We start from the raw sequence: 20,301 nt of genomic DNA, 5'->3' as shown, positions 1-20,301 counted from the left end.
CTGTCCGTCGCCGGGCGTGAGCGCACGGAAGGCTTACCAACTCCACCGCGAAAGAGGAACGACGAATGGCCGACATGCCCTCCTCCATCCCCGGGATCGGCGGGCCGTGGTCCCGCGGCGACGACGACGGCGACCGCGACCCGCGGGTCATCGGCGTCGACGGCGACGACGCCGACGACGTGCTCGCCGCGTTGTCCTCGGACACCGCCCGCGCGATCCTCTCTGCGCTCCACGACAGCCCTGGGCCCGCCAGCGACGTCGCCGATCGCGTCGACACGTCGCTGCAGAACACCCAGTACCACCTGAAGCGCCTGCGCGAGGCGGGCGTCGTCGAGGTCGTCGACACCTCCTACTCCCAGAAGGGCCGCGAGATGGACGTGTACGCCCCGGCCGACGGGCCGCTCGTGCTCGTCGCCGGCCCCGAGTCCGAAGCCTCGGGCATCCGCGCGACGCTCAGCCGCCTGCTCGGCGGGATCGGCGCGGTCGGCCTCGGCGCCGTCGTCGTCGAGACCGCACTCGACGGCCCGTTCGCGCCCACGTTCGGGTTCGGGGCGGCCGGGGGCGCAGACGGCGCCAGCGGTGCGGACGGCGACGTGAGCGTCGAGTCGACGAACGCGACGGCCACGGAGGCGGCAGCCGACGACGCCGCGACACCGACGGCGACGGAGGCGTCGACTGAAACCGCCACCGACGGCGGCATCGGGATCCAGGAGGCGACCGAGACGGCCGCGGAGACGGCCACGTCCGCGCCCACTTCGACGCCCGCAGCGACACCGACGCCCGCGTCGACCGCGACGGAGTTGGCGCGAGAGACGACGTACGCCGTTTCCGGCGACGCGGGGCCGACGCTGGTCGACCAGCTCGCCGCGTCACCCGGCTTCCTGTTCCTGTGCGGGGGCTGCTCGCGCTCGCCGTCGTCGCGCTGGTCGCCCGCCGCCGCGGCGGGGCGTGAGCCGTCGTCGCGGTCGCTATCACCGACAGCCGGGGGTCGCGGTCGCCGCGGACGCGGTGACTAAAAACGGCGTTTGACCATAGAGAAGGTACTTGACACGAGCGCCGCTACGAGTTGGTACCGGTTCCCGGTGACGCGCCGACCCTCCGTTCGCGGTTCCCGCACCGGCCCTCCACCCACCGCGCCCGAGCCACCCGCCAGTCACCCTCCCCCTTCCCCCCTGACATCCCCCGACCGGGCGCGAGGGGGTCGAGCGACCCGGGAACCCGGTCCCCGTTGACGCGACCGAGACCACCTCGCGGCGGCAGCCGCGCGCGTCTCAGACCCGATTTCGACTCCATGGCTCGGCAGTCACATCCGTCGAGCGAGCTCACGGGCCGCGAACGGGTACCGAGAACCGCTCGAACACCTCGCCGTCGGGCGTCACGAGTGCTCCAGAGAGCCCCTCGTCGGTCCGCGTGAGTTCGGCGTGGGCCGCTCGGTTTCCCCGTGGCTGCGCGTAGCTCCCCGGATTGAGCAGCGGCACCCCCCCGGAGTCGTCGAACTCCGGGCGGTGACTGTGACCGAAGACGACCAGGTCCGCGTCGCGCTCGCGGCCGAACATGACCAACCCCGTCGCGCCGCTGCGCGAGCGGTGGCGAACCGCGACAGTCGCCCCCTCGTAGCCGACGACGCGCTCGCGGGGCAGTCGTTCGCGCAGCGCTGCGTCGTCGTTGTTCCCCGTGACCCCGTACACCGCGTCGGCCGCCCGCCGGAGATCGTCGAGTACTGCTTCCCGGTAGAAGTCCCCCGCGTGGATCACGGCGTCGGCCTCCCGCACCGCCGTCAGGGTTCGCCCCCGGAGCTGGTGGCCGTCGGTACCGTGCGTGTCGGAGATGACGACGAGCATATTCGTCGGAGGCGGTGGGCGGTACTAACGCTTCGGGAGCCCAGGGCCGTCCCGGGGGTTGATTACGGTCGGGGGCGAGGAGCCGGCAATGGCTGGAGGCAGCAGATCCGTCGTCATCGCCGCGCTGATCGCCAACGGGTCCATCGCGGTGCTGAAGTTCTTCGGCTTCCTGCTCACCGGGTCGCCGTCGATGCTCTCGGAGACGTACCACTCCATCTCCGACACCGGGAACCAGGTGTTTCTCCTCGTCGGCATCCGCTACTCGAACAGAAAGGCGAACCGGGCGCACCCCTTCGGCTACGGGAAGGCCCAGTTCTTCTACGCGTTCCTCGTGTCGGTGCTGCTGTTCGGCATCGCGGGATGGGAGTCGCTGAAACACGGGTATAGCGCGCTGATGAACCCTGGACACGGCGGCGAGCGTGCCGACGTGATCCTCGCGGGGATCAACTTCACCGAACTCGTTCCGGTCGACCCGTTCTGGATCAACGTCGTCGTCCTGCTTGGCGCGATCGTGTTTGAGGTCTATGCGCTTGCGAAGGCGAACGCTGAGCTCCAGCGGCAGATCGACGCGTACGACTGGTCCGGGATCCGCGAGGCGTTCTCGAAGACCAGCGACGTGACGACGCTCACCGCGTTCACCGAGGACGCCATCGCGCTTGCGGGGGCGGCTATCGCCCTCGTCGGCATCTCGCTCGCGCGGTTCCTGGAGATGCCGATCTTCGACGCGATCTCCTCGGTTCTCATCGGTGCGCTGCTGATGGGCTTCGCCGTCGCGCTCGCGTGGGAGAACAAGCGGCTCATCCTCGGCGAGTCGCTGGCGGCCGACGTGGAGGAGACGCTCCAGTCGGCTATCGCCGAGCACGAGGGGGTCGTCCACGTCGACGGGTTCCGCACCGTCTTCGTCGGTCCCGGCGAGGTGCTCGTCACCGCGGACGTGAGCTTCGACGGCGACGCCACGGCGGATACGGTCGACGAGGACATCACGGCGATCGAGGAGAAGCTCAAGTCGCTCGACGATCGGGTTCGGATCGTCTACATCGAACCCGAGGTGTGAGTGACCACGCCGATTCGGGACCTACTCGTCCGCGAGCGCGAGCGACGCGAGCAGCGCCTCCAGTTGTACCTGCTCGTTTGCGCCCTCGGTGATCCGGAAGTCGGTCTCGCCGATGCGCTCCATCAGCCGCACCGCTTCCCGGTCCGAGAGCCCGAACTCCCACACTGAACGGTGAAGCTGGTCGATGATGTCGCCGCCGGCCATCCCCGTCTCCGTGAGGAGGGTGTCGAGCGTCGAACGCGATTTCGAGAAATCGCCCGCGAGCGCGTCCTCGACCATCGCTTCGATCTCCTCGGGACGGGCGGTCGCAGTGATCTCGTAGACGGCTTGCTCGTCGACGATCTCCCCCGTAGTCGCCGCCGCCTGCAGCGAGTTGATCGCGCGCCGCATGTCGCCGTTCGCGGCGTACACCAGCGCGTCGAGGCCGTCGTCGGTGATCTCGATGTCCTGCTCGGCGGCGATGTCGCGCACCTGCGCCTCGACCGCCTCGTCCGCGAGCGGCGAGAACCGGAAGACGGCACACCGCGACTGGATCGGGTCGATGATCTTCGAGGAGTAGTTGCACGAGAGGATGAAGCGCGTGTTGTCGGAGAACTGCTCCATCGTCCGGCGGAGGGCGGACTGCGCGTCGTCGGTGAGTGAGTCGGCCTCGTCGAGGAAGATGATCCGGTAGTCGTGGCCGCCGAACGACGAGCGCGCGAAGTTCTTGATCCGGTCGCGCACCACGTCGATCCCGCGCTGGTCGGAGGCGTTGAGTTCGAGGAAGTTCGTCCGCCAGTCGTCGCCGTAGATCGACTTCGCGATGGCGACGGCCGACGTCGTCTTTCCCACGCCCGCGGGGCCTGCAAAGAGGAGGTGCGGCAGGTCGTCCTGCCGGATGTAGCTCTGGAGTCGGGAGACGATCTGCTCGTGTCCGTACACGTCCTCCAGCGTCTGCGGGCGGTACTTCTCGATCCAGACCTCCCGCCCGGGCGTGGACTCGGCGGCCTCGCCGTCGTCGGCCTCGCTCATAGACGGTGGTCGGCGGCCCGGGGGGATAAACGCCCCGAGATTGCGACCCGGCGCTGCCGGGTCGGCGCGCGGTGGCACCGCCGGCGGTCGCCCGCGACGGCAACGCTGAAAGCCGCGCGGCGGCGACTGCGGACATGGACGTGACCTGCGAGGTCGTCGGCGAGGGGACCGAGACCCTCGCGCTCGACGACGACGCGACCTACGCCGACGTGTGCCGGGCGACCGGCTACTCGCCACACGAGGTGACGGTCCTCGTCGACGGCGCTCCCGTTCCCGAGGACGCGCCCGTCGAGGCGAACGAGCTCAAGGTGCTCCGGCTGATCAAGGGCGGATGAGCGACGGGGACGGGGAGAGCGGGAGCGACGTCAGCGTCCGCGCCGCACGCGACGACGAGACCGAGGCGATCCGCCGGCTGTTCGACGCCGCGGTGTTGACCGTCCCCGTCGACCTCTCCGACCGCGTCGGCGGCGGCGACGCGTTGGTCGCGCTGAGGGGGACCGAGAGACGGGCCGGCGCCGATCGCGACGTGATCGGCGCGCTCGTTCTCGACGGCAGCCACGTCGATGCGGTCGCGGTCCGTCGGTCGCGGCGGGCCGACGGTGTCGGCACCGCACTCGTCGCCGCCGCGGGCGACCGCGTCGACGGACCGCTGACGGCGACGTTCCGGTCCCAAGTGCGGCCGTTCTACGAGTCGCTCGGGTTCGAGGTGGAGGAGCGCGACCGGCGACTGTTCGGGAGGCTGGCGGGCGGTGCGGTCGACGAGGGCGACGACACCATCGGCTGACCGCCTCGCGGCCGATTCAGATCACGTCCGACAGCGGCGCGGCCGCGAACGGCGTCAGCATCTCTTCGGGCGTCAACCCGCCGTGCCAACCGACGTATCCGAGTTTGCCGGGCTCGTCCCCGCGCCAGACCGCCTTCCGCCGGTGGACGAACACCACGTCGCCGCAGCGCCGGCGGAAGCGATCGGCGGGCTCGCGATCGCCGAACAGCCCCCGGTCGAGGGCGTCCTCGCGGGCGAACGCCCGCCCGTCGAACGTCCGGTCGAGGTAGTCGATCACCTCGTCGGTCGTGCCCGGACGGAGGTGGAGGTGGACGTTTCGCGCGCCTCCGACCGGCGGGAGCGGGTCGCCCGCGTCGGCGTCGTCCCCGCCGTCGTCGTTCCCCGTGAGGGGATAGCCGGCGGGGGCGCCGGTCTCGTAGCGCCGCATGCGCTCGGTGAGGAAGTCGTGCTCCCAGAGGTCGACGTTGGTCTCGGGGTCGGTGTCGACGTGGCCGTGATCGGCGGTGAGCACGAGCAGCGTCGACTCGGCGACCGCCTCGGGGACGCCCGACAGTGCCGTCGAGACGGCCTCGGAGACGGCCGCGAGCGTCTCGCGGTAGTGGGCGGATTCGGTGCCGGCCTCGTGGGCCGCGCCGTCCACGTCCGAGAGGTACGCGTAACAGTAGGTGCCCGGATCCGACTCGGAGAGCGCCTCGGTCAACAGCGATCGGAAGCCGTCGAGATCCTCGTAGCCGCGGGCGTCGGCGCCGGCGAGCGCGTGCGCCGAGTAGGCGCCGGTCGCCGCCTTCGTGGGCTGGACCGTCACCGAGTCGACGCCCTCGGCCGCGAGCGGTTCGTATATCGATCCGCCCGCGAAGAGGTCGGCCGCGTCGACGCCGTACGCCTCGGCGGCCCCCTCGCCGGACTTCGCCGTGAACGGGAGCGCCTGAACCACGCGGTCGGCGTCGGGGAGGTACGCGTCCCACCCGATCATCCCGTGCTCGGCGGGCGTGCGGCCGGTGTGGACCGTGGTGATCGCCGCCGCCGTCTCGGAGGGATAGACGGACGTGAGCGGCGTTACCCCGGCCGCTTCTGCGAGAGCGGCGAACCACTCGGGCGCTCGGTCGGCGGCGACCTCGCGGCGCCACTGCTCGTAGCCGAAGCCGTCGACGAGTACGTGACAGACCCGGTCGTAGTCGGCGTCGTCGTCGGGGGCGGTGCCGGCGAGGCCGGGCACGTCGGCGACGGCGCCGTCCGGGAGCGGGTCGCCCGGGAGGTCGACGCCGAGCATCCCGCCGAGGGTGGCTGGGACGCCCGCGAAACAGTACCGACCGTAGTCGGGAAACAGGTAGCCGTCGCGCTCGCGGTCGTCGCGGATGGCGGCGGCGACCTCGTCGTCGAACATGGCGGTCGTAGCGACGACCGCGCCGTCAAACCCGGGGATCCGGCGATCGGGCGCGGTCAGCGCCGGCGCTCAGACGAGGGCCTCGACCAACCCGCGGCCGTCCGCGAGGATCGCCGCGGTGTCCGCCTCGGAGCCGGATTCGCCGTACACGCGCATCTTCGGCTCGGTTCCGGACGGGCGTACGAGCAGCCACGAGCCGTCCGCGAGCAGGAGCTTGAAGCCGTCAACCGTCACCACGTCGGCCACCGCCTCGCCGGCGACCTCGTCGGGGATGTGGTCGGCGAGGTCGTCGATGACGCGCGCCTTCTCGCCGTCTGGGCAGTCGACGCTCACCTTGTCGGCGACGATGCGACCGTGCTCGGCCTCCAGTCGGTCGACGCGGTTGTCGTAGGACTCCTCGCGCTCGGCGGCGGCCGCGAGCAGCGCCATCAGGACGCCGTCCTTCTCGCGGACGTGCCCGCGAACGGAGAAGCCGCCCGACTCCTCCCCGCCCATCAGCGCGTCGTGCTCGCCCATGGCCTCGGCGACCCACTTGAAGCCGACCGCGGTCTCGACCACCTCCTCGCCGTGGGCCTCCGCGATGCGGTCGATGAGGAAGGTGGTCGAGACTGTCCGGATCGCCGGGCCGCTGTCGCCCTCGAGCAGGTGGTCGTACGTCGCCGCGAAAAAGAGGTTCTCGTCGAGGTGACCCCGCTCGGACGTCACGATCGCCAGCCGGTCGGCGTCGCCGTCGTTGGCGATCCCCAGATCCGCGCCGCCCTCGGCGACGCGCTCGGTGAGTTCCGTCAGGTTCTCGGCCGAGGGCTCGGGCGAGCCGCCGCCGAACTCGGGGTCGCGCTCGCACCGCAGGCGCTCGACCTCGGCGCCCGCCGCCTCCAGCAGCGCGTCGGTGACGCCGCGGCCGCTGCCGTGCATCGCGTCGTACGCGACCGTCAGTCCAGACAGATCGAGCGCCCCGTCGCCGGCGACGAGATCGCGGGCGTGCTCGGCGTGCGGCGTCACGAGGTCGACGCGGCGGATCTCGCCCTCCTCATCGGTGCCGGCGGCGTCGAGTGCCGGCTCGCGGAGGTTTGCCTCGATGCGCTCGGTGACCTCGGGGAGCGCGGGGGCGCCGTCGTCGGGGATGAACTTCACGCCGTTGTACTCCGGCGGGTTGTGCGAGGCCGTCACCATCATCGCGCCCGCGGCGTCGCGCTCGACGATGGCGTGGGCCACCAGCGGGGTGGGGCAGTCGCGCTCGGGGAGTAGCACGTCGAAGCCGTTGCCGGCGAGCACCGCAGCGAGCGACTCCGCGAACCCCTCGGAGGTTGGGCGGGCGTCGTAGCCGACGATCACCTGGCGCTCGGAGCCGTCGGGCTCCGACGCGGCCAAGGTGTCGGCGACCGCCTGGCCGACGATGCGGACCCGGCGGTCGGTGAACGTGTCGAGGGTGGCGCGCCACCCGTCGGTTCCGAAGGAGATCTCGTCCATGCGGGAGCCGTCGGCGTCGGACGGCAAAAACCCGGGTGTCCGGTGTCGCCGCCTCGGTCCGCGCGCGGACGACTCGGCAGTCGTGCGCTGATCGGCGGACGGTCGATCGCCGGTCGGCTACCGATCGACTGACGGTCGAGTAACCCGACGGCCTTTTGCGCGCGCCCGGGAATCCACGGGCATGTCGGAGACACCCACCGTCGTCGCCGTGAACGGCTCGCGGCGCGACGGGAGCTACGGTCGGGCGACGCTGGAGTACGCCCTCGATGCGGCCGCCGAGTACGGCGCCGAGCCGGACGTCATCGACCTCGGGGACCCCGACCTCGACGTCCCCCTGTATCACCCCGACGTGGACGCCGCCGACGCCGGCGACGTGCCCGATCTCCTCGGGCGGATGCGCCGCGCTGACGGCGTCCTGCTGTGTTCGCCGGTGTACCACGACTCGTACTCCTCGGCGTTTCGGTCGTTCCACGACTGGTGCAGCTTCGACGAGTACGAGGACACCGTCGTCGGGCTGTTCGCCGTCGCCGGCGGCGGATCCTATGGCGGCACGCTCGAACACATGCGCGCGACGATCCGGGGCGTCCACGGCTGGGTCGCCCCGCTCCAGGTCGGGATCCGCAACGCCCGGAACCGGTTCGAACCGTGGGACGACGGCGAGCGCCCGCCCGATGACGCGATCGGATCGGGGGCGCGCTACGAGTTCGTCGACGACGCGCTCCGCGAGCGGACGGCGAAGCTCGGCCGTCGGGTCGCCCACTACGCCGGGCACAAAGACGAGTTCCTCGACGTTCCGGAGTAGCCGAGCGCCCGTCGCTGATACGGGGCCCGCGCCGACCTAGTCGACCAGCGACTCCTTCTCCCGGCGCGAGCGCTGTTTGATCGCGTACTCCCGGGACATCGCTGCCGACTTCGAGTCGAACGTCTCGACGTGGACCAACTCGACGGGCGTCCGGCCGCGGGTGTACTTCGCGCCGTCGCCGGCGTCGTGTTCGGCGACGCGACGAGCCACCTCGGTCGTGTAACCGGTGTACAGCGAGCCGTCCGCACATTCGAGGACGTACACGTAGTGATCGGCCGATGGGACGCGGACGCCATCGACGCGTACGGGACCCTCGCCGCTGTCGCCGCTGTCGCCGTCGGCGACACCGACGCGCGCGCAGTCGTCGCCGTCGCCGCCGGCGTGTTCCGGATCGCTGTCGCTCACAGTCGAAGTGGCGGTGACGGCGAAATAAACGGGTCGGGTGCGGCACGGCGCCGCCGGTCCCGAGTCCCGCGGGGGAACGGGGAACGGGCGGGTGGTGGCCGTCGCGGCGCGGTGAGGTAGTCGCAGAGCGGTTCAGTCGTCTGCGCGGGTCCGTTCTCGTGCCACTTCGGCGATGCCCGCGTTCGCAGAGCAGGACGGGCACGCATTCAGATCCCCGCGTTCGTCACTGAACACGCGGGCGAAGCGGTCGGATACGTGCGACCCGCAGTGGTCGCAGCGTGGCATGTGGTCGTCCGGCATCCACCGCTGCCGGTGACAGACGTAGGGGAGCATGACACATATACCCTTTCACGGCGAACCCGCCGCTCAGCGGCGCCAGATCGCCCGGTCAGCGTTCCGACTCGGTGGGGGAGCCATCGGTGGCGTCGGCGGCCGGTTCGTCAGCGGACCCGGCGGCGGCGCCGTCGACGCCGATGGCGATCAGTCCGGCCTGCGTTCCGGCGACGAAGCCCGCGTCGACGTTCACCACCGACAACACGGTACACGACTGGAGCAGGCCCAACAGCGCCGCGACGCCGTCGCCGCCGACCCCGTACCCCGTCGACGTGGGGAGGCCGATCACCGGCGCGCCGACCAGCCCCGCGACGAGCGTCGGGAGCGTCGCCTCCCGTCCGGCGGCGACGACGAGCACGTCGGCGGATCTGAGCGTCTCGATCTCGTCGAGCACGCGCGTGAGGTTGGCGACGCCCACGTCCTCGACCGTCTCGACGCGGGGGCCGGCCTCGCCGGCGACGACGGCGGCCTCTCGCGCGGCGTGCGCGTCGGCGGTGCCGCCGGAGACGACGACCACGTCCGCGTCGACGCCGGGTGGCTCGTAGTCGGCCGCGTGGACGACGACCGTCTGGGCCCGCGCGTCGCGGTCGACGGTCGCCTCGGGGTGCTCTTGGTCCATGTACGTCCGGACCTGTTCGGCTGTCTCGTCGTCGGCGCGCGTGACGAGCGCTCGCCCGGTCGAGTCGACAGCCGCGTCGGCCATCGCCGCCACCTCCGCGGGCGTCTTCCCCTCCGCGAGAATCCCCTCCGGGATCCCGCGGCGGTGCTCCCGGGCGGCGTCGAACCGCCCGGCCTCTGTGGTCGCGTACCCGCGCAGTTGCGCCTCCGCCTGTGTGGGCGTGAGGTCGCCGGCAGCGACCGCCTCCAACGTTTCGCGCATGACCGACCCTCCGACGTGGAGCGACTCGAACCCACCGACCGACGAAGGTATATAAAGTCACAGCCGGAAACCCCCGCGAACGGCCGCGAGGACCCCCTCCTCGCGGGATGACTTGGGAAATCTTATAAGGAGGCGTCTGGAAAACCAGATTGCATGGCAGACCTCATCGTCAAGGCAGCCGTCAAGGAGTACCTCGAGGAGAAGAACGTCGCGTCCGATTTCTACGACGCGCTCGACGGGGAAGTCGAGGAGCTGCTCGAGGACGCCGCTCGGCGTGCCGAGGAGAACGACCGGAAGACGGTCCAGCCGCGCGACCTGTAAGCAGGTTCCCTTCCTCCACTTCTTTCAGCGACTGAGTAGCTGCGGCACCGTCGAACGGGTCACGCCGGCGTGGGACGCGAGTCACGTCCGGATGGGAGTCGTGTCGGTATGCAAATGACGCGGGGAAGGATCACAGCGTCGTCCGAGTCACGTCGCCGTCGTCGTCGCCGACGAACACCGTCTCCGCCACGTCGACGAACAGCCCGTGTTCGACGACGCCGGCGACGCCCGACAGCGTCCGCGCGAGCGACGCCGGGGCCTCGATCGCGCCGAAGTCGCAGTCGAGGACGAGGTTCCCGTTGTCGGTGACCACGGGGCCGTCCTTGCGCTCTGCGGCCCGCAGCTCCGGGTCGCCGTCGGCGTCGCGAACGGCCCGTTCGACGCGGGCGAGCGCGTCGGGGAGCACCTCGACGGGAACCGGGTACTCGAGCGGGTCGGCGAACTTCGACTCGTCGGCGACGACGAGAAAGCGGTCGGCCGCCGACGCGACCACCTTCTCGCGGGCGTGGGCGGCGCCGCCGCCCTTCACGAGCGCGTTCGCGTCCGGGTCGACCTGGTCGGCGCCGTCGATGGCGACATCGACGCGGGCCACGTCCGACAGCGACAACAGCGGAACGCCGACCTCCCGCGCGAGCGCTCGTGACTGGTAGGAGGTCGCGACGCCCTCGATATCGAGCCCGGCGGCGGCGCGGTCGCCCAGGTCGCGGATCGCGTGGGCCGCCGTCGACCCCGTGCCGAGCCCGACCACGTCGCCGTCGGCTACCTCGGCGGCGGCCGCCTCCCCGGCCGCCCGCTTCGCCGCCTCCGTCCCCGCAGTGTTCTTCATGTGGCGTGGGTCCGCGGGGGAGCGCAAAACGCTTCCCCGTCGCGTCGCCCGGACGCCGCCGCGGCGGGACGAAGACGTTACGACGAAGCGGACTCATTCGCGAGTATGCACATCGAGTTCGACCGCGACGTCTGCGTCGGGATGTTCCAGTGCGTGGCCGAGTGGGACGCCTTCGAGAAGGACATGGACGCCGGGAAGGCGACGCTCGCCGGCGCAGACGAAATCGAGGACGACGTGTTCTCGCTGGAGGTCCCCGACGGCGACGAACTTGACGCGAAGTTCGCCGCCCGGACGTGCCCGGTCGACGCCATCCGCTTGTACGACGACGACGGCGAACAGCTGATCTGACGCGGACCGATCGAGACCGGTCCGGAGCGTCGAACGGAGCGGTCCCGTCGCTCCGCCGCCGGCAGCTCTCAGGAGTGATTCGCGCGGGCGCGACCTTATCACGCGGCGAGTCGTGCGGCGAGTATGGCTCGGCAACGCCGGCGTGCACGTCGTGGAGGCGGCCCGCATCGCGGCCGGTCGCGCGGTCGGCGACACGGCCGATCGCCGCTCGGGGGCGATCGTCGGTGACGCTCACCTACCTCGGCGTCCACGCGGTGTTCGTCCTCCCGGTCCTCGCGCTGTTGCTGTGGCGTCGGCCGACGCTGCCGGCGGGGCGTCGGCGGCCGGCCCGTGCCGCGCTCGTGCTCATGGGGACCGTCGCGTTCGCGTACACGACGCCGTGGGACAACCTCCTCATCGAGCGCGGGGCGTGGGCGTACGGGGAGGGCCGCGTCCTCGCCCGCGTGTGGGTCGCACCGGTCGGTGAGTACCTCTTTTCGCGCTCCAGACGGCGCTGGTCGGCCTGTGGCTCCACCGAGTCGGCTTCGACCCCTCGCCCGTCGACGGCGACACCGCGCTCGCGCCGCGGGCGCTCGGGGCGCTCGCCTGGCTCGCGCTCGCCGGCGTCGGCGGCTGGTTCGTCTTCTTCGGCCCCGAGCGGTTCCTCTATCTCGGCGCGATCCTCGCGTGGGCGTGTCCCGTGCTGGCGCTCCAGTGGGGCGTCGGCGGAGCGTTCCTCCTGCGTCGCTCCCGACCGCTGGCCGTTGCCGTCGGCGTCCCGACCCTGTATCTGTGGGTCGTCGACCGGATCGCCATCGCCGACGGCGTGTGGACCGTCGCCGCCGAGACGTCGACCGGCGTCCACCTCCTCGGCCTGCCCGTCGAGGAAGCCGTGTTCTTCCTGGTCACCAGCGCGCTCGTCGTCAACGGGCTCGTGCTGTTCGAGTGGGCGCTACGCCGGTTCCACGTGGTCGCCCACGTGGTCGTCCGTCTCGGGCGGGTCGGCGACGGTGACGACGCGCGCGACGAGGTCGCGAGCGAGTCCGATCAGCCGCCGATCGCCGACTGATCGCGGCGCTCGTCCGATCGCGACGCGGCGTGCGACCCCCCGTCGCCGACGCGCGGTATGAAGCGGCCACCCGCGCCCGAGCGAGTGGGAACGCGAGAAACGATTATCACGGACCCTCGTGTTGGCTCGACCGATGCCAGCACCTGACCGCTGTCACATCACGGAGTGGGCCGCGCTCCTCGAGGAGTCCGTGCCCGAAACGGCGTGTGACGAACGCCGGTTCGAGTTCCGGCCGCGCGAGGAGCGCTGAATCGACCGGTCGAGTCCGGACGCGTCAGATTTCACGTTCGCCACGCTTCGCGAAGGTTTACCACGCGTGCCGCGCAAGTGTGAGCGATGGCCGAGGCCGCCGCGGAGGGCGAGTACGTCGAGCACCCGCTACTGGTGCCGGAGTTCATCGAGAACCGGCGCTATCAGAGGGAACTGGCGGCGACCGCCCGGGAGGGGCACACGCTCGTGTGTCTGCCGACCGGCCTCGGAAAGACGACCGTATCGCTGTTGGTGACTGCCCACCGGCTGTACGAAACCGGGGGGAAGGCCCTGTTTCTCGCGCCGACGAAGCCGCTCGTCCAGCAGCACGCCGACTTCTACCGCGAGGCGCTCGACGTCGCCGACGAGGAGATCGTCGTGTTCACCGGCGAGGTGCGCCCTGACGACCGCGCGGCGCTGTGGGAGGACGCCAGTATCGTCATCGCGACCCCGCAGGTCGTCGAGAACGACCTCGTCGGCAACCGCATCTCGCTGGCGGACGTGACCCACCTGACGTTCGACGAGTGCCACCGCGCGAGCGGCGACTACGCGTACGTGTACATCGCCGAACGGTACCACGCCGACGCCGCGGAGCCGCTCGTCACCGGGATGTCCGCCTCGCCCGGTGGCGACCGCGAAGAGATCACGACCGTCTGTGAGAACCTCGGCATCGACCAGGTGGAGGTGATGACCGAGGACGACGCCGACGTGTCGGAGTACACCCACGACACCGACGTGCAGTGGGAGCGGATCGACCTGCCGGAGCCGATCGTCGAGATTCGCGACGCGCTCAACGAGGTGATCACGGACAGGCTGGAGAGTCTGAAGCAGTTGGGCGTCACGAACACCACCCAACCGGACGTCTCCCAGAAGGACCTCAACCGGATGCGCGGGGAGCTCCAGCGCATGATGGACGGCGGCGACTCCGACGCGTACACCGGCATGTCCGTCCACGCGGAGGTGATGAAGCTCCGGCGCGCCGTCGAGCTGGTGGAGACTCAGAGCGTCGAGGCGTTGCGTCGGTACTTCGAGCGCCAGCGCAACGCCGCGCGCTCGTCGGGCGCCTCGAAGGCGAGCCAGCGGATGGTCTCCGAGCCCAAGGTGCGGGAGGCGATGCGGAGGGCCGAGAGCTTCGACGACCTCCACCCGAAGTTCCGCCGGACGAGAGTGCTGCTCGCGCAGACGCTCGGCATCGGCGGCGGCGAGCGCGTCATCGTGTTCACCGAGTCCAGAGACACCGCAGAGGCGCTCACGGAGTTCCTCTCGGCCTCGTTCGACACCCGGCGGTTCGTCGGGCAGGGCGACAAGGAGGGCTCCGACGGGATGACGCAGAAACAGCAACAGGAGACCTTAGACGCCTTCCGCGCCGGCGAGTTCGAGGTGCTCGTCTCCACCAGCGTCGCCGAGGAGGGCCTCGACGTGCCGGAGGTCGACCTCGTCCTGTTCTTCGAGCCGGTCCCCACCGCGATCCGCTCGATCCAGCGGAAGGGGCGGACCGGCCGCCAGGCGGAGGGCTCGGTGGTCGTCCTCCTGGCTAACGACACGCGCGACGAGGCGTTCTTCTGGATCTCGCGTCGGCGCGAGAAGGAGATGGAGAACGAACTGCGCGAGCTGAAAGGCGTCGCCGACGAGCTGACCGACGAGCTCGACGACGGACAGGCCGGGCTCGAGGAGTTCGAGGCCGACGCGAGCGACGAGGCCGACGCCGGCGCCTCGGCCGCGCCCGAATCTGATCCGGCGGCGGCGTCGACCAGCGACGGAGCACAGCCCGGGCTGACCGACTTCGATTCCGAGGCGGCCGACGGCGACGACAGTGAGACGGCCGACGGCGGCGCGGACGATGGCGCCGACGAGGCGGCGGGCGACGGGGCCGACGACAGCGACGGCGCCGACGCCGAGCCGGAGGACAGCGTCGTCGCGACCGCCGGCACCGACGACAACGGCACGGAGATCGTCATCGACCAGCGCGAGCTCGAATCGACCATCGCGCGCGACCTCTCCACCCGCGAGGGGGTCACAACTCGACTGGAGACGCTGGAGGTCGGCGACTACGTGCTCTCCGATCGCGTCGCCGTCGAGCGCAAGTCCGTCGCGGACTTCCTCGACACGCTCGTCGGCGGCGACCGCTCGATGTTCGAGCAGGTGAAAGACACCGCCCGCGCGTACGCCCGACCCGTCGTGATCATCGAGGGCGAGGACCTGTACGGCGAGCGCAACGTCCATCCGAACGCGGTCCGGGGCGCGCTGTCGTCGCTGGCGATCGACTTCGACGCGAGCGTCCTCCGGACTGAGGACGAGGCCGATACCGCCGACCTGCTGGAGGTGATCGCCCGCCGGGAGCAGGAGACGAACGACCGGGAGGTGTCCGCCCACGGCGAGAAGGGCGCCAAGACGCTCGCGGAGCAACAGGAGTACGTCGTCTCGTCGATCGCCGACATCGGCCCCGTCACCGCTCGGGCGCTGCTGGAGCACTTCGACACCGTCGAAGGCGTGATGACCGCCCGCGAGGATGACCTACTGGAGGTGTCCGGGGTCGGACAGGTGACCGCCGACAGGATCCGCGAGGTCGTCGGCAGCGACTACCCGGAGTAGCCGGCTGGACTCGGACGTCTACCCGGCGGGGAGTACGTGCCGCGTCAGCGACGCAGCGCCGCCAGCGCCTCGGCCGCCTCGCGGGCGGCCGCGAGGTGATCGGCGGCGACGCGCGGGTCCGACGACTCCGCCGCCGCCTCCGCGTTACGCCGGAGCGCGCTTGCGAGCGCGTCGCGAGCCGCTGCGACGTCGTCGCCGGCAGCCCCGCCCGCCGGCTGCGAGTCGCCCGTCCGCGACGGACCGCCGGGGGATCGGTCGGCCGTCGCCGCCGACGGCGTCCGAGCGGCGTCCCGAGACGGCGTCGCGTCGACGGCCGCGTCAGCCGACGGCGTTGGGTCGGCGGCCCGGTCAGCCCGCGCGCTCGCGTCGGTGTCCGTTTCGGCACCGCGGTCGCGAGCGCGTGCGTTCGTGTCCTCCGTTTCCGACGGCCCGTGCCCTTGAGCCGACGGGTCCCGAACTGCGCGCGCGTCGGTCGAACCGTCCGCACCCGCGCCCGGGCTGCCCGCATCCGCGGTCGCGGCCGAGGTCGTCTGAGCATCGCCCGCGACCGCGTCGTTCGACCCCTCCACGTCGCACTCGGGGCAGAACTCCTGGCCGTTCTGCCGGAAGATGGGCGAGCCACAGGCGTCACAGTGGTCGTTAGTCATCGTCGCCCCCTTGAGGAGGAGTTCGCTCATCCGCCGCGTTGACTGGCGCTTCTGGTCGTCGCGGGCGAACTTCTCGCGGAGCTTCTCCCGTTCGGCCTCCTTGTCGAAGCCTGAGTCGTCGCCGTCGACCGTATCGTCGGACGCGTGTTCGCTCATGTCCGGAAGGTAGTCGTCGCGAGCGAAAAAGTCAGCGGCGGCGTCGCGAGCAGATCACAGCCCGCGCAGCGACGGGAGCGCCGCGCCGAGCACCGCGCCGTACAGGACGTGGGCCGCGAGGCTGAGCGTGTCGAGGTTCGGGAGCGGCGGGGTCGCGGGCGAACCGACCGCCCCGAGCCACGCCGGCATCACCACCGCCGCGAGGACCACCCAGAGCGCGACGCCGTACCCGGCGCCCAGCAGCGCCGAGCGGGTCGGATCGGTCGCCCCGAGCGCGTTCGCGATCGCGACGAACGCCACGCCGAGGACCGCGGCGTGGCTCACGTGGACGATCCAGCCTGCGAGACCGCCAGAGAGGCCGTACAGCGAAGGGATCGCAACCTCGAGGGCCGCCGGCGCGAACAGCGAGAACACCACGCCCATCGCGACGCCCGCGAGCGCGCCCGCCGCGACGCCGCCGCGCCAGCCGCCGTTCACCGTGTCGATCTCGTCGGTCGCCGTCGTGACTGTGGGTGTTCGTGTCGCCATAACGAGAGGATGTTCGCGCGCTCAGGACATAACCGTACGTGCACAGTACGGCCCCCGTCCGCTCGCCGGGGCTCGGTGGTCGGTGTCGAGGCCCCGGCCGCGAGCGCCGCGCGCGCCCGTGCCGCCTCACCCGTAGGTTCAAAGCCGATGAGACGGTAGTGCGGGTGTGTCGACGACGGACGGCCACCTGCGCTTTTTCCCATACGACGAGCCGTACCCGAACCAGGAGGAGGCGATGGACCGGGTGGCCAACTCGCTCGAGCGCGGACAGGACGTCCTGTTCGAGGGCGCGCCCGGGACCGGCAAGACGCTCTCGGCGCTCGTGCCGGCGCTGGAGCACGCCCGCGAGCACGACCGCACCGTGGTCATCACGACGAACGTCCACCAGCAGATGCGACAGTTCGTCGAGGACGCCCGCGCGATCAACGAGACGGAGCCGATCCGCGCGACGGTGTTCAAAGGGAAGTCGTCAATGTGTCACATCGACGTCGAGTACCAAGAGTGTCAGACGCTCCGTGACACGACCCGCTCGCTCGTGGAGGACCAGTCCGACAAGGAGCAGTTAGAGCAGCGGCTGGACGACCTCACCGACGAGATGCGCGACGACGGGGCCGGGGGAAGTACCGGCAGCGACGTGGGAAGCGCCGCCGAGGCCAGACAGGCCGTGCAAGAGGAGTTGGAGCGGCTCGACGAGGAGATCGACGACGAGGCGGCGAACACCTGCGACCACTACCTGCAGAACCTCACCGTCGACACCGGCGAGTTCTTCTCGTGGCTGTTCGCCGACGTGCGCACCCCCGACGAGGTGTACGAGTACGCGGGGGACCGGGGCTTTTGCGGCTACGAACTGCTGAAGGAGGGAATGGAGGACGTGGAGTTGGTGGTGTGCAACTACCACCACCTGCTCGACCCGCAGATCAGAGAGCAGTTCTTCCGGTGGCTCGACCGCGACCCGCAGGACGTAATCACGGTGTTCGACGAGGCGCACAACGTCGAGGACGCCGCCCGCGACCACGCTTCGAAGACGCTCACCGAGAACACGCTGGAGTCGGCGCTCAACGAGCTGGAAGAGACGGACGACTCCCGCGCCGAGCCCGCCGAGAACGTCCTCCGGGCGTTCGCCGAGGCGCTGCGTGCGACCTACGACGAGCAGTTGGGGTTCGGCGCGCGCGAGCAGGTCGACGAAAACTGGGAGGACCTCTCGATCGCGAACGACGACCGCCGCGACGACCTGACGCTCGCCTTTCTCGATCGGTACGAGGGTCGGGGCATCCGCGCGGAGTGCGACCTGGCGCTCCAGCTCGGCAAGCGCCTCGACGAGGAGTACGAGGAGGCGTACCGCGACGGCGAGACCACCACCCGGCGAGAGTGCCAGACGCTTCAGGCGGCCGGGTTCGTCTCGGCGTGGATGGACGGCGGCGGGGAGTTGGGCCAGCACCCGGTCGTCTCCGTCCGGCGCGACGCCGGCACCGACGAGGTGTACGGCCGCGCGGAACTGTACACCTGCATCCCGCGGGAGGTGACCGCGGATCTGTTCGAGGAGGTGTACGCGAGCGTCCTCATGTCCGCGACGCTGCGGCCGTTCGACGTGACCGAGGACGTGCTCGGCCTCTCTGATCCCGCCACGCTCGCGTACGGGATGGCGTACCCCGAGGAGAACCGCCGGACCTTCTCGGTGGCGACGCCCGCGCTGTTCGCCGCCGAGCGCGACGACCCGGCGACGCAGGAAACCATCGCGGCGACGCTGTCGGAGGTGGTGCGGTTCACGCCCGGCAACAGCCTCCTGTTTTTCCCGTCGTACGCCGAGGCCGAGCGCTACCACGAACTCCTCTCGGGCGACCCGAACCTCGCGGAGCTGCTGCTCGACGCCTCGGAGCCGGACACTGAGCAGCTGCGGCGACGGCTCGTTGCCAGCGAGAATGCGGCGCTGTTCACCTCGCTGTGGGGCACGCTCGCGGAGGGCGTGAGCTTCGACGGCGACGACGCCCGGACCGTCGCGGTGGTCGGGGTGCCGTACCCGCACCTCTCCGAGCGCATGGAGGCGGTACAGGACGCCTACGACCGCGCGTTCGCCGAGCGCTCTCGGGACGCCGGGTGGGAGTACGCCGTCGAGATCCCCACCATCAGGAAGACACGGCAGGCGCTCGGCCGGGTGATCCGCGCGCCCGACGACTTCGGCGTGCGCGCGCTGTTGGACAAGCGCTACACCTCGGCGGACATGGGAAAGTACTCCGTCCGCGAGGCGTTCCCGTCCGAGGAGCGCGAGGAGCTGATCGACATCCTGCCGGAGAAACTGAAGTTCGCGATGCTGAACTTCTACACCGACCACGGGGCGTACGACGGGCCGCCGCCGGAGCCGTAACCCTCGTCGCTCGCGCCGACTACTCCAACAGCTCCACCAACAGCCCCTTCTGGGCGTGCATCCGGTTCTCCGCCTGAACCACGACCGCTTTTCACGGAGTCCTCCTCGCTCGCTCCGCTCGCTCGTCGAACTCCGCCAAAACCCGTCGATGACAAAAACGCTCGCTTCGCTCACGGCTCACTCCGTTCGCCGTTCGACACGAGGCCTCCCGCTGGTCGACCTCGCTCCGCTCGCGCCGACTACTCCAACAGCTCCACCAACAGCCCCTTCTGGGCGTGCATCCGGTTCTCCGCCTGCTCCCAGACGAGCGAGCGCTCCGACTCCAGCACGGCGTCGGTTACTTCCTCCCCGCGATGGGCGGGCAGGCAGTGCATGAACGCGGCGTCGGTGTCGGCGAGCAACCCCTCGTTCACTTGGTAGCCCTCGAAGTCGGGGAGTTTCACCTCGCGCCGATCCTCCTCGCCCATACTCACCCACACGTCGGTGTAGACGACGTCCGCGTCGGCGACGGCCGCTTCGGGGGTGTCGACCGCTGTGGGTTCGGTACCCAACTCCGCACAGCGCTCGTACACGTCGTCACCGAGCCCGTAGCCGTCGGGCGTCGCGACCGTGAGATCCAGCCCGGCGAGCGCGGCGCCGACGGCGAACGACCGCCCGACGTTGTTGCCGTCGCCGACCCACGCCGCCTGTACCTCCGAGAGGTCGCCGACCTCCTCGCGAATCGTGAGCAGATCGGCCAGCGTCTGGCAGGGGTGGGCGTCGTCGGTGAGTCCGTTGATAACCGGAACGCCGGCGTACTCCGCGAGGATCTCGGCGTTCTCGTGGGCGAACGTCCGAACCATGATCGCATCGGCGTAGCCGCCGAGCGCGCGTGCGGTGTCCTTCAGCGGCTCGCCGTGCCCGAGCTGGATCGCGTCGGGGCCGAGAAACATCGCGTGGCCGCCGAGTTGGGTCATCCCCGTCTCGAAACTCGCGCGCGTTCTGGTCGACGGCTTCTCGAACAGCATCGCGAGCGTCGTCCGCGGCAGTTGCGTCAGGTCTTTGCCGGCCTTCAGGTCGGAGGCGCGAGCGAGCACCCGCGCGAGCTGGTCGGTGGTCAGGTCGTCGATGTCGAGGAAGTCGCTCGGGAACTCCTCGGTGTCGTCGTCGGTCGTCGTCGATGTCGTGTGAGTGCTCATCGTGATCGTGGGTCGTGGGGTGTCTGGGCGTGTCAGTGGGGTGTAGTGTGACAGTGTGGAGCGACGTGAGAACGGAGGCGGG

General features: G+C 70.7%; 21 protein-coding genes and 1 pseudogene. 11 read left to right on the top strand and 11 right to left on the bottom strand.

Features of this window, described 5'->3' with window-relative positions:
- Nucleotides 1-65: 65 nt before the first annotated feature.
- Nucleotides 66-1,016, top strand: coding sequence for an ArsR/SmtB family transcription factor (locus P0Y41_RS09715; protein ID WP_284061153.1), 951 nt, complete (start codon nucleotides 66-68; stop codon nucleotides 1,014-1,016).
- A 306-nt stretch (nucleotides 1,017-1,322) separates the two neighbouring features.
- Here P0Y41_RS09715 and P0Y41_RS09710 read toward each other — a convergent pair whose 3' ends face one another.
- Nucleotides 1,323-1,841 (bottom strand): metallophosphoesterase, encoded by a 519-nt coding sequence (locus tag P0Y41_RS09710; RefSeq protein ID WP_284061152.1) that lies wholly within the window; start codon nucleotides 1,839-1,841, stop codon nucleotides 1,323-1,325.
- Nucleotides 1,842-1,929: 88 nt separating this feature from the next.
- On the opposite strand from P0Y41_RS09710, the gene P0Y41_RS09705 reads away from it, so the two are divergent.
- Complete coding sequence (locus tag P0Y41_RS09705; protein WP_284061151.1) at nucleotides 1,930-2,895, top strand: cation diffusion facilitator family transporter; 966 nt, start codon at nucleotides 1,930-1,932, stop codon at nucleotides 2,893-2,895.
- 21 nt (nucleotides 2,896-2,916) lie between these two features.
- Here P0Y41_RS09705 and P0Y41_RS09700 read toward each other — a convergent pair whose 3' ends face one another.
- Nucleotides 2,917-3,906, bottom strand: coding sequence for a replication factor C small subunit (locus P0Y41_RS09700; RefSeq protein ID WP_284061150.1), 990 nt, complete (start codon nucleotides 3,904-3,906; stop codon nucleotides 2,917-2,919).
- A 134-nt stretch (nucleotides 3,907-4,040) separates the two neighbouring features.
- On the opposite strand from P0Y41_RS09700, the gene samp2 reads away from it, so the two are divergent.
- Together samp2 and P0Y41_RS09690 are read left to right on the top strand one after the other, a co-directional pair.
- Entirely contained in the window at nucleotides 4,041-4,241 is a 201-nt protein-coding gene (gene samp2 / locus P0Y41_RS09695) for a ubiquitin-like small modifier protein SAMP2 (RefSeq protein ID WP_284063395.1), read from the top strand.
- Nucleotides 4,238-4,690, top strand: a complete 453-nt coding sequence (locus P0Y41_RS09690; RefSeq protein ID WP_284061149.1) for a GNAT family N-acetyltransferase — start codon at nucleotides 4,238-4,240, stop codon at nucleotides 4,688-4,690. The genes samp2 and P0Y41_RS09690 overlap by 4 nt, the downstream gene beginning before the upstream one ends.
- Before the next feature lie 16 nt (nucleotides 4,691-4,706).
- Here the strand turns inward: P0Y41_RS09690 and P0Y41_RS09685 are convergent, their stop codons facing one another.
- Together P0Y41_RS09685 and P0Y41_RS09680 are read right to left on the bottom strand one after the other, a co-directional pair.
- On the bottom strand, nucleotides 4,707-6,074 hold the full coding sequence (locus P0Y41_RS09685) for an alkaline phosphatase family protein (RefSeq protein WP_284061148.1): 1,368 nt from the start codon (nucleotides 6,072-6,074) through the stop codon (nucleotides 4,707-4,709).
- A 69-nt stretch (nucleotides 6,075-6,143) separates the two neighbouring features.
- Nucleotides 6,144-7,544: a phosphoglucomutase/phosphomannomutase family protein gene (locus tag P0Y41_RS09680; RefSeq protein WP_284061147.1), complete on the bottom strand. Its 1,401-nt coding sequence runs from the start codon at nucleotides 7,542-7,544 to the stop codon at nucleotides 6,144-6,146.
- 181 nt (nucleotides 7,545-7,725) lie between these two features.
- Here P0Y41_RS09680 and P0Y41_RS09675 point away from each other — a divergent pair, with 181 nt between their 5' ends.
- Nucleotides 7,726-8,346: an NADPH-dependent FMN reductase gene (locus tag P0Y41_RS09675; protein WP_284061146.1), complete on the top strand. Its 621-nt coding sequence runs from the start codon at nucleotides 7,726-7,728 to the stop codon at nucleotides 8,344-8,346.
- Between the two features lie 36 nt (nucleotides 8,347-8,382).
- Here the strand turns inward: P0Y41_RS09675 and P0Y41_RS09670 are convergent, their stop codons facing one another.
- The 3 genes from P0Y41_RS09670 to larB all read right to left on the bottom strand — a co-directional run bounded on the left by P0Y41_RS09670 (nucleotide 8,383) and on the right by larB (nucleotide 9,964).
- Nucleotides 8,383-8,610: a GIY-YIG nuclease family protein gene (locus P0Y41_RS09670; protein WP_284063394.1), complete on the bottom strand. Its 228-nt coding sequence runs from the start codon at nucleotides 8,608-8,610 to the stop codon at nucleotides 8,383-8,385.
- Nucleotides 8,611-8,883: 273 nt separating this feature from the next.
- Entirely contained in the window at nucleotides 8,884-9,036 is a 153-nt protein-coding gene (locus P0Y41_RS18010) for a DUF7563 family protein (RefSeq protein WP_432764881.1), read from the bottom strand.
- A gap of 103 nt (nucleotides 9,037-9,139) precedes the next feature.
- Nucleotides 9,140-9,964 (bottom strand): nickel pincer cofactor biosynthesis protein LarB, encoded by an 825-nt coding sequence (gene larB, locus P0Y41_RS09665; protein WP_284061145.1) that lies wholly within the window; start codon nucleotides 9,962-9,964, stop codon nucleotides 9,140-9,142.
- A 153-nt stretch (nucleotides 9,965-10,117) separates the two neighbouring features.
- On the opposite strand from larB, the gene P0Y41_RS09660 reads away from it, so the two are divergent.
- The gene (locus P0Y41_RS09660; protein ID WP_073308856.1) at nucleotides 10,118-10,285 is read left to right on the top strand and encodes a DUF1931 domain-containing protein; all 168 of its coding nucleotides are present in this window, start codon (nucleotides 10,118-10,120) and stop codon (nucleotides 10,283-10,285) included.
- A gap of 130 nt (nucleotides 10,286-10,415) precedes the next feature.
- Here the strand turns inward: P0Y41_RS09660 and rpiA are convergent, their stop codons facing one another.
- Nucleotides 10,416-11,111, bottom strand: coding sequence for a ribose-5-phosphate isomerase RpiA (gene rpiA, locus P0Y41_RS09655; protein WP_284061144.1), 696 nt, complete (start codon nucleotides 11,109-11,111; stop codon nucleotides 10,416-10,418).
- 105 nt (nucleotides 11,112-11,216) lie between these two features.
- Between rpiA and P0Y41_RS09650 the strand changes: the two genes are divergently transcribed.
- The 4 genes and pseudogenes from P0Y41_RS09650 to P0Y41_RS09635 all read left to right on the top strand — a co-directional run bounded on the left by P0Y41_RS09650 (nucleotide 11,217) and on the right by P0Y41_RS09635 (nucleotide 15,348).
- Entirely contained in the window at nucleotides 11,217-11,459 is a 243-nt protein-coding gene (locus P0Y41_RS09650; RefSeq protein ID WP_284061143.1) for a ferredoxin, read from the top strand.
- Nucleotides 11,405-11,875, top strand: a pseudogene (locus P0Y41_RS17825) (lycopene cyclase domain-containing protein); the annotation flags it as partial. The gene P0Y41_RS09650 and the pseudogene P0Y41_RS17825, both read left to right, overlap by 55 nt.
- 263 nt (nucleotides 11,876-12,138) lie before the next feature.
- Entirely contained in the window at nucleotides 12,139-12,507 is a 369-nt protein-coding gene (locus P0Y41_RS09640) for a lycopene cyclase domain-containing protein (RefSeq protein ID WP_284061142.1), read from the top strand.
- Between the two features lie 336 nt (nucleotides 12,508-12,843).
- The gene (locus P0Y41_RS09635; protein WP_284061141.1) at nucleotides 12,844-15,348 is read left to right on the top strand and encodes a DEAD/DEAH box helicase; all 2,505 of its coding nucleotides are present in this window, start codon (nucleotides 12,844-12,846) and stop codon (nucleotides 15,346-15,348) included.
- A gap of 44 nt (nucleotides 15,349-15,392) precedes the next feature.
- Here P0Y41_RS09635 and P0Y41_RS09630 read toward each other — a convergent pair whose 3' ends face one another.
- Together P0Y41_RS09630 and P0Y41_RS09625 are read right to left on the bottom strand one after the other, a co-directional pair.
- The gene (locus P0Y41_RS09630; protein ID WP_284061140.1) at nucleotides 15,393-16,151 is read right to left on the bottom strand and encodes an Sjogren's syndrome/scleroderma autoantigen 1 family protein; all 759 of its coding nucleotides are present in this window, start codon (nucleotides 16,149-16,151) and stop codon (nucleotides 15,393-15,395) included.
- A gap of 54 nt (nucleotides 16,152-16,205) precedes the next feature.
- Nucleotides 16,206-16,679: a histidine kinase gene (locus tag P0Y41_RS09625; RefSeq protein WP_284061139.1), complete on the bottom strand. Its 474-nt coding sequence runs from the start codon at nucleotides 16,677-16,679 to the stop codon at nucleotides 16,206-16,208.
- Between the two features lie 166 nt (nucleotides 16,680-16,845).
- Here P0Y41_RS09625 and P0Y41_RS09620 point away from each other — a divergent pair, with 166 nt between their 5' ends.
- Complete coding sequence (locus tag P0Y41_RS09620; RefSeq protein ID WP_284061138.1) at nucleotides 16,846-19,041, top strand: ATP-dependent DNA helicase; 2,196 nt, start codon at nucleotides 16,846-16,848, stop codon at nucleotides 19,039-19,041.
- A gap of 239 nt (nucleotides 19,042-19,280) precedes the next feature.
- Here the strand turns inward: P0Y41_RS09620 and argF are convergent, their stop codons facing one another.
- Nucleotides 19,281-20,219 (bottom strand): ornithine carbamoyltransferase, encoded by a 939-nt coding sequence (gene argF / locus P0Y41_RS09615; RefSeq protein WP_284061137.1) that lies wholly within the window; start codon nucleotides 20,217-20,219, stop codon nucleotides 19,281-19,283.
- Nucleotides 20,220-20,301 lie beyond the last annotated feature (82 nt).

The sequence above is a fragment of the Halobaculum halobium genome (assembly GCF_030127145.1).
Classification (GTDB): domain Archaea; phylum Halobacteriota; class Halobacteria; order Halobacteriales; family Haloferacaceae; genus Halobaculum; species Halobaculum halobium.
This window is presented reverse-complemented; position numbering and strand designations above follow the sequence as displayed.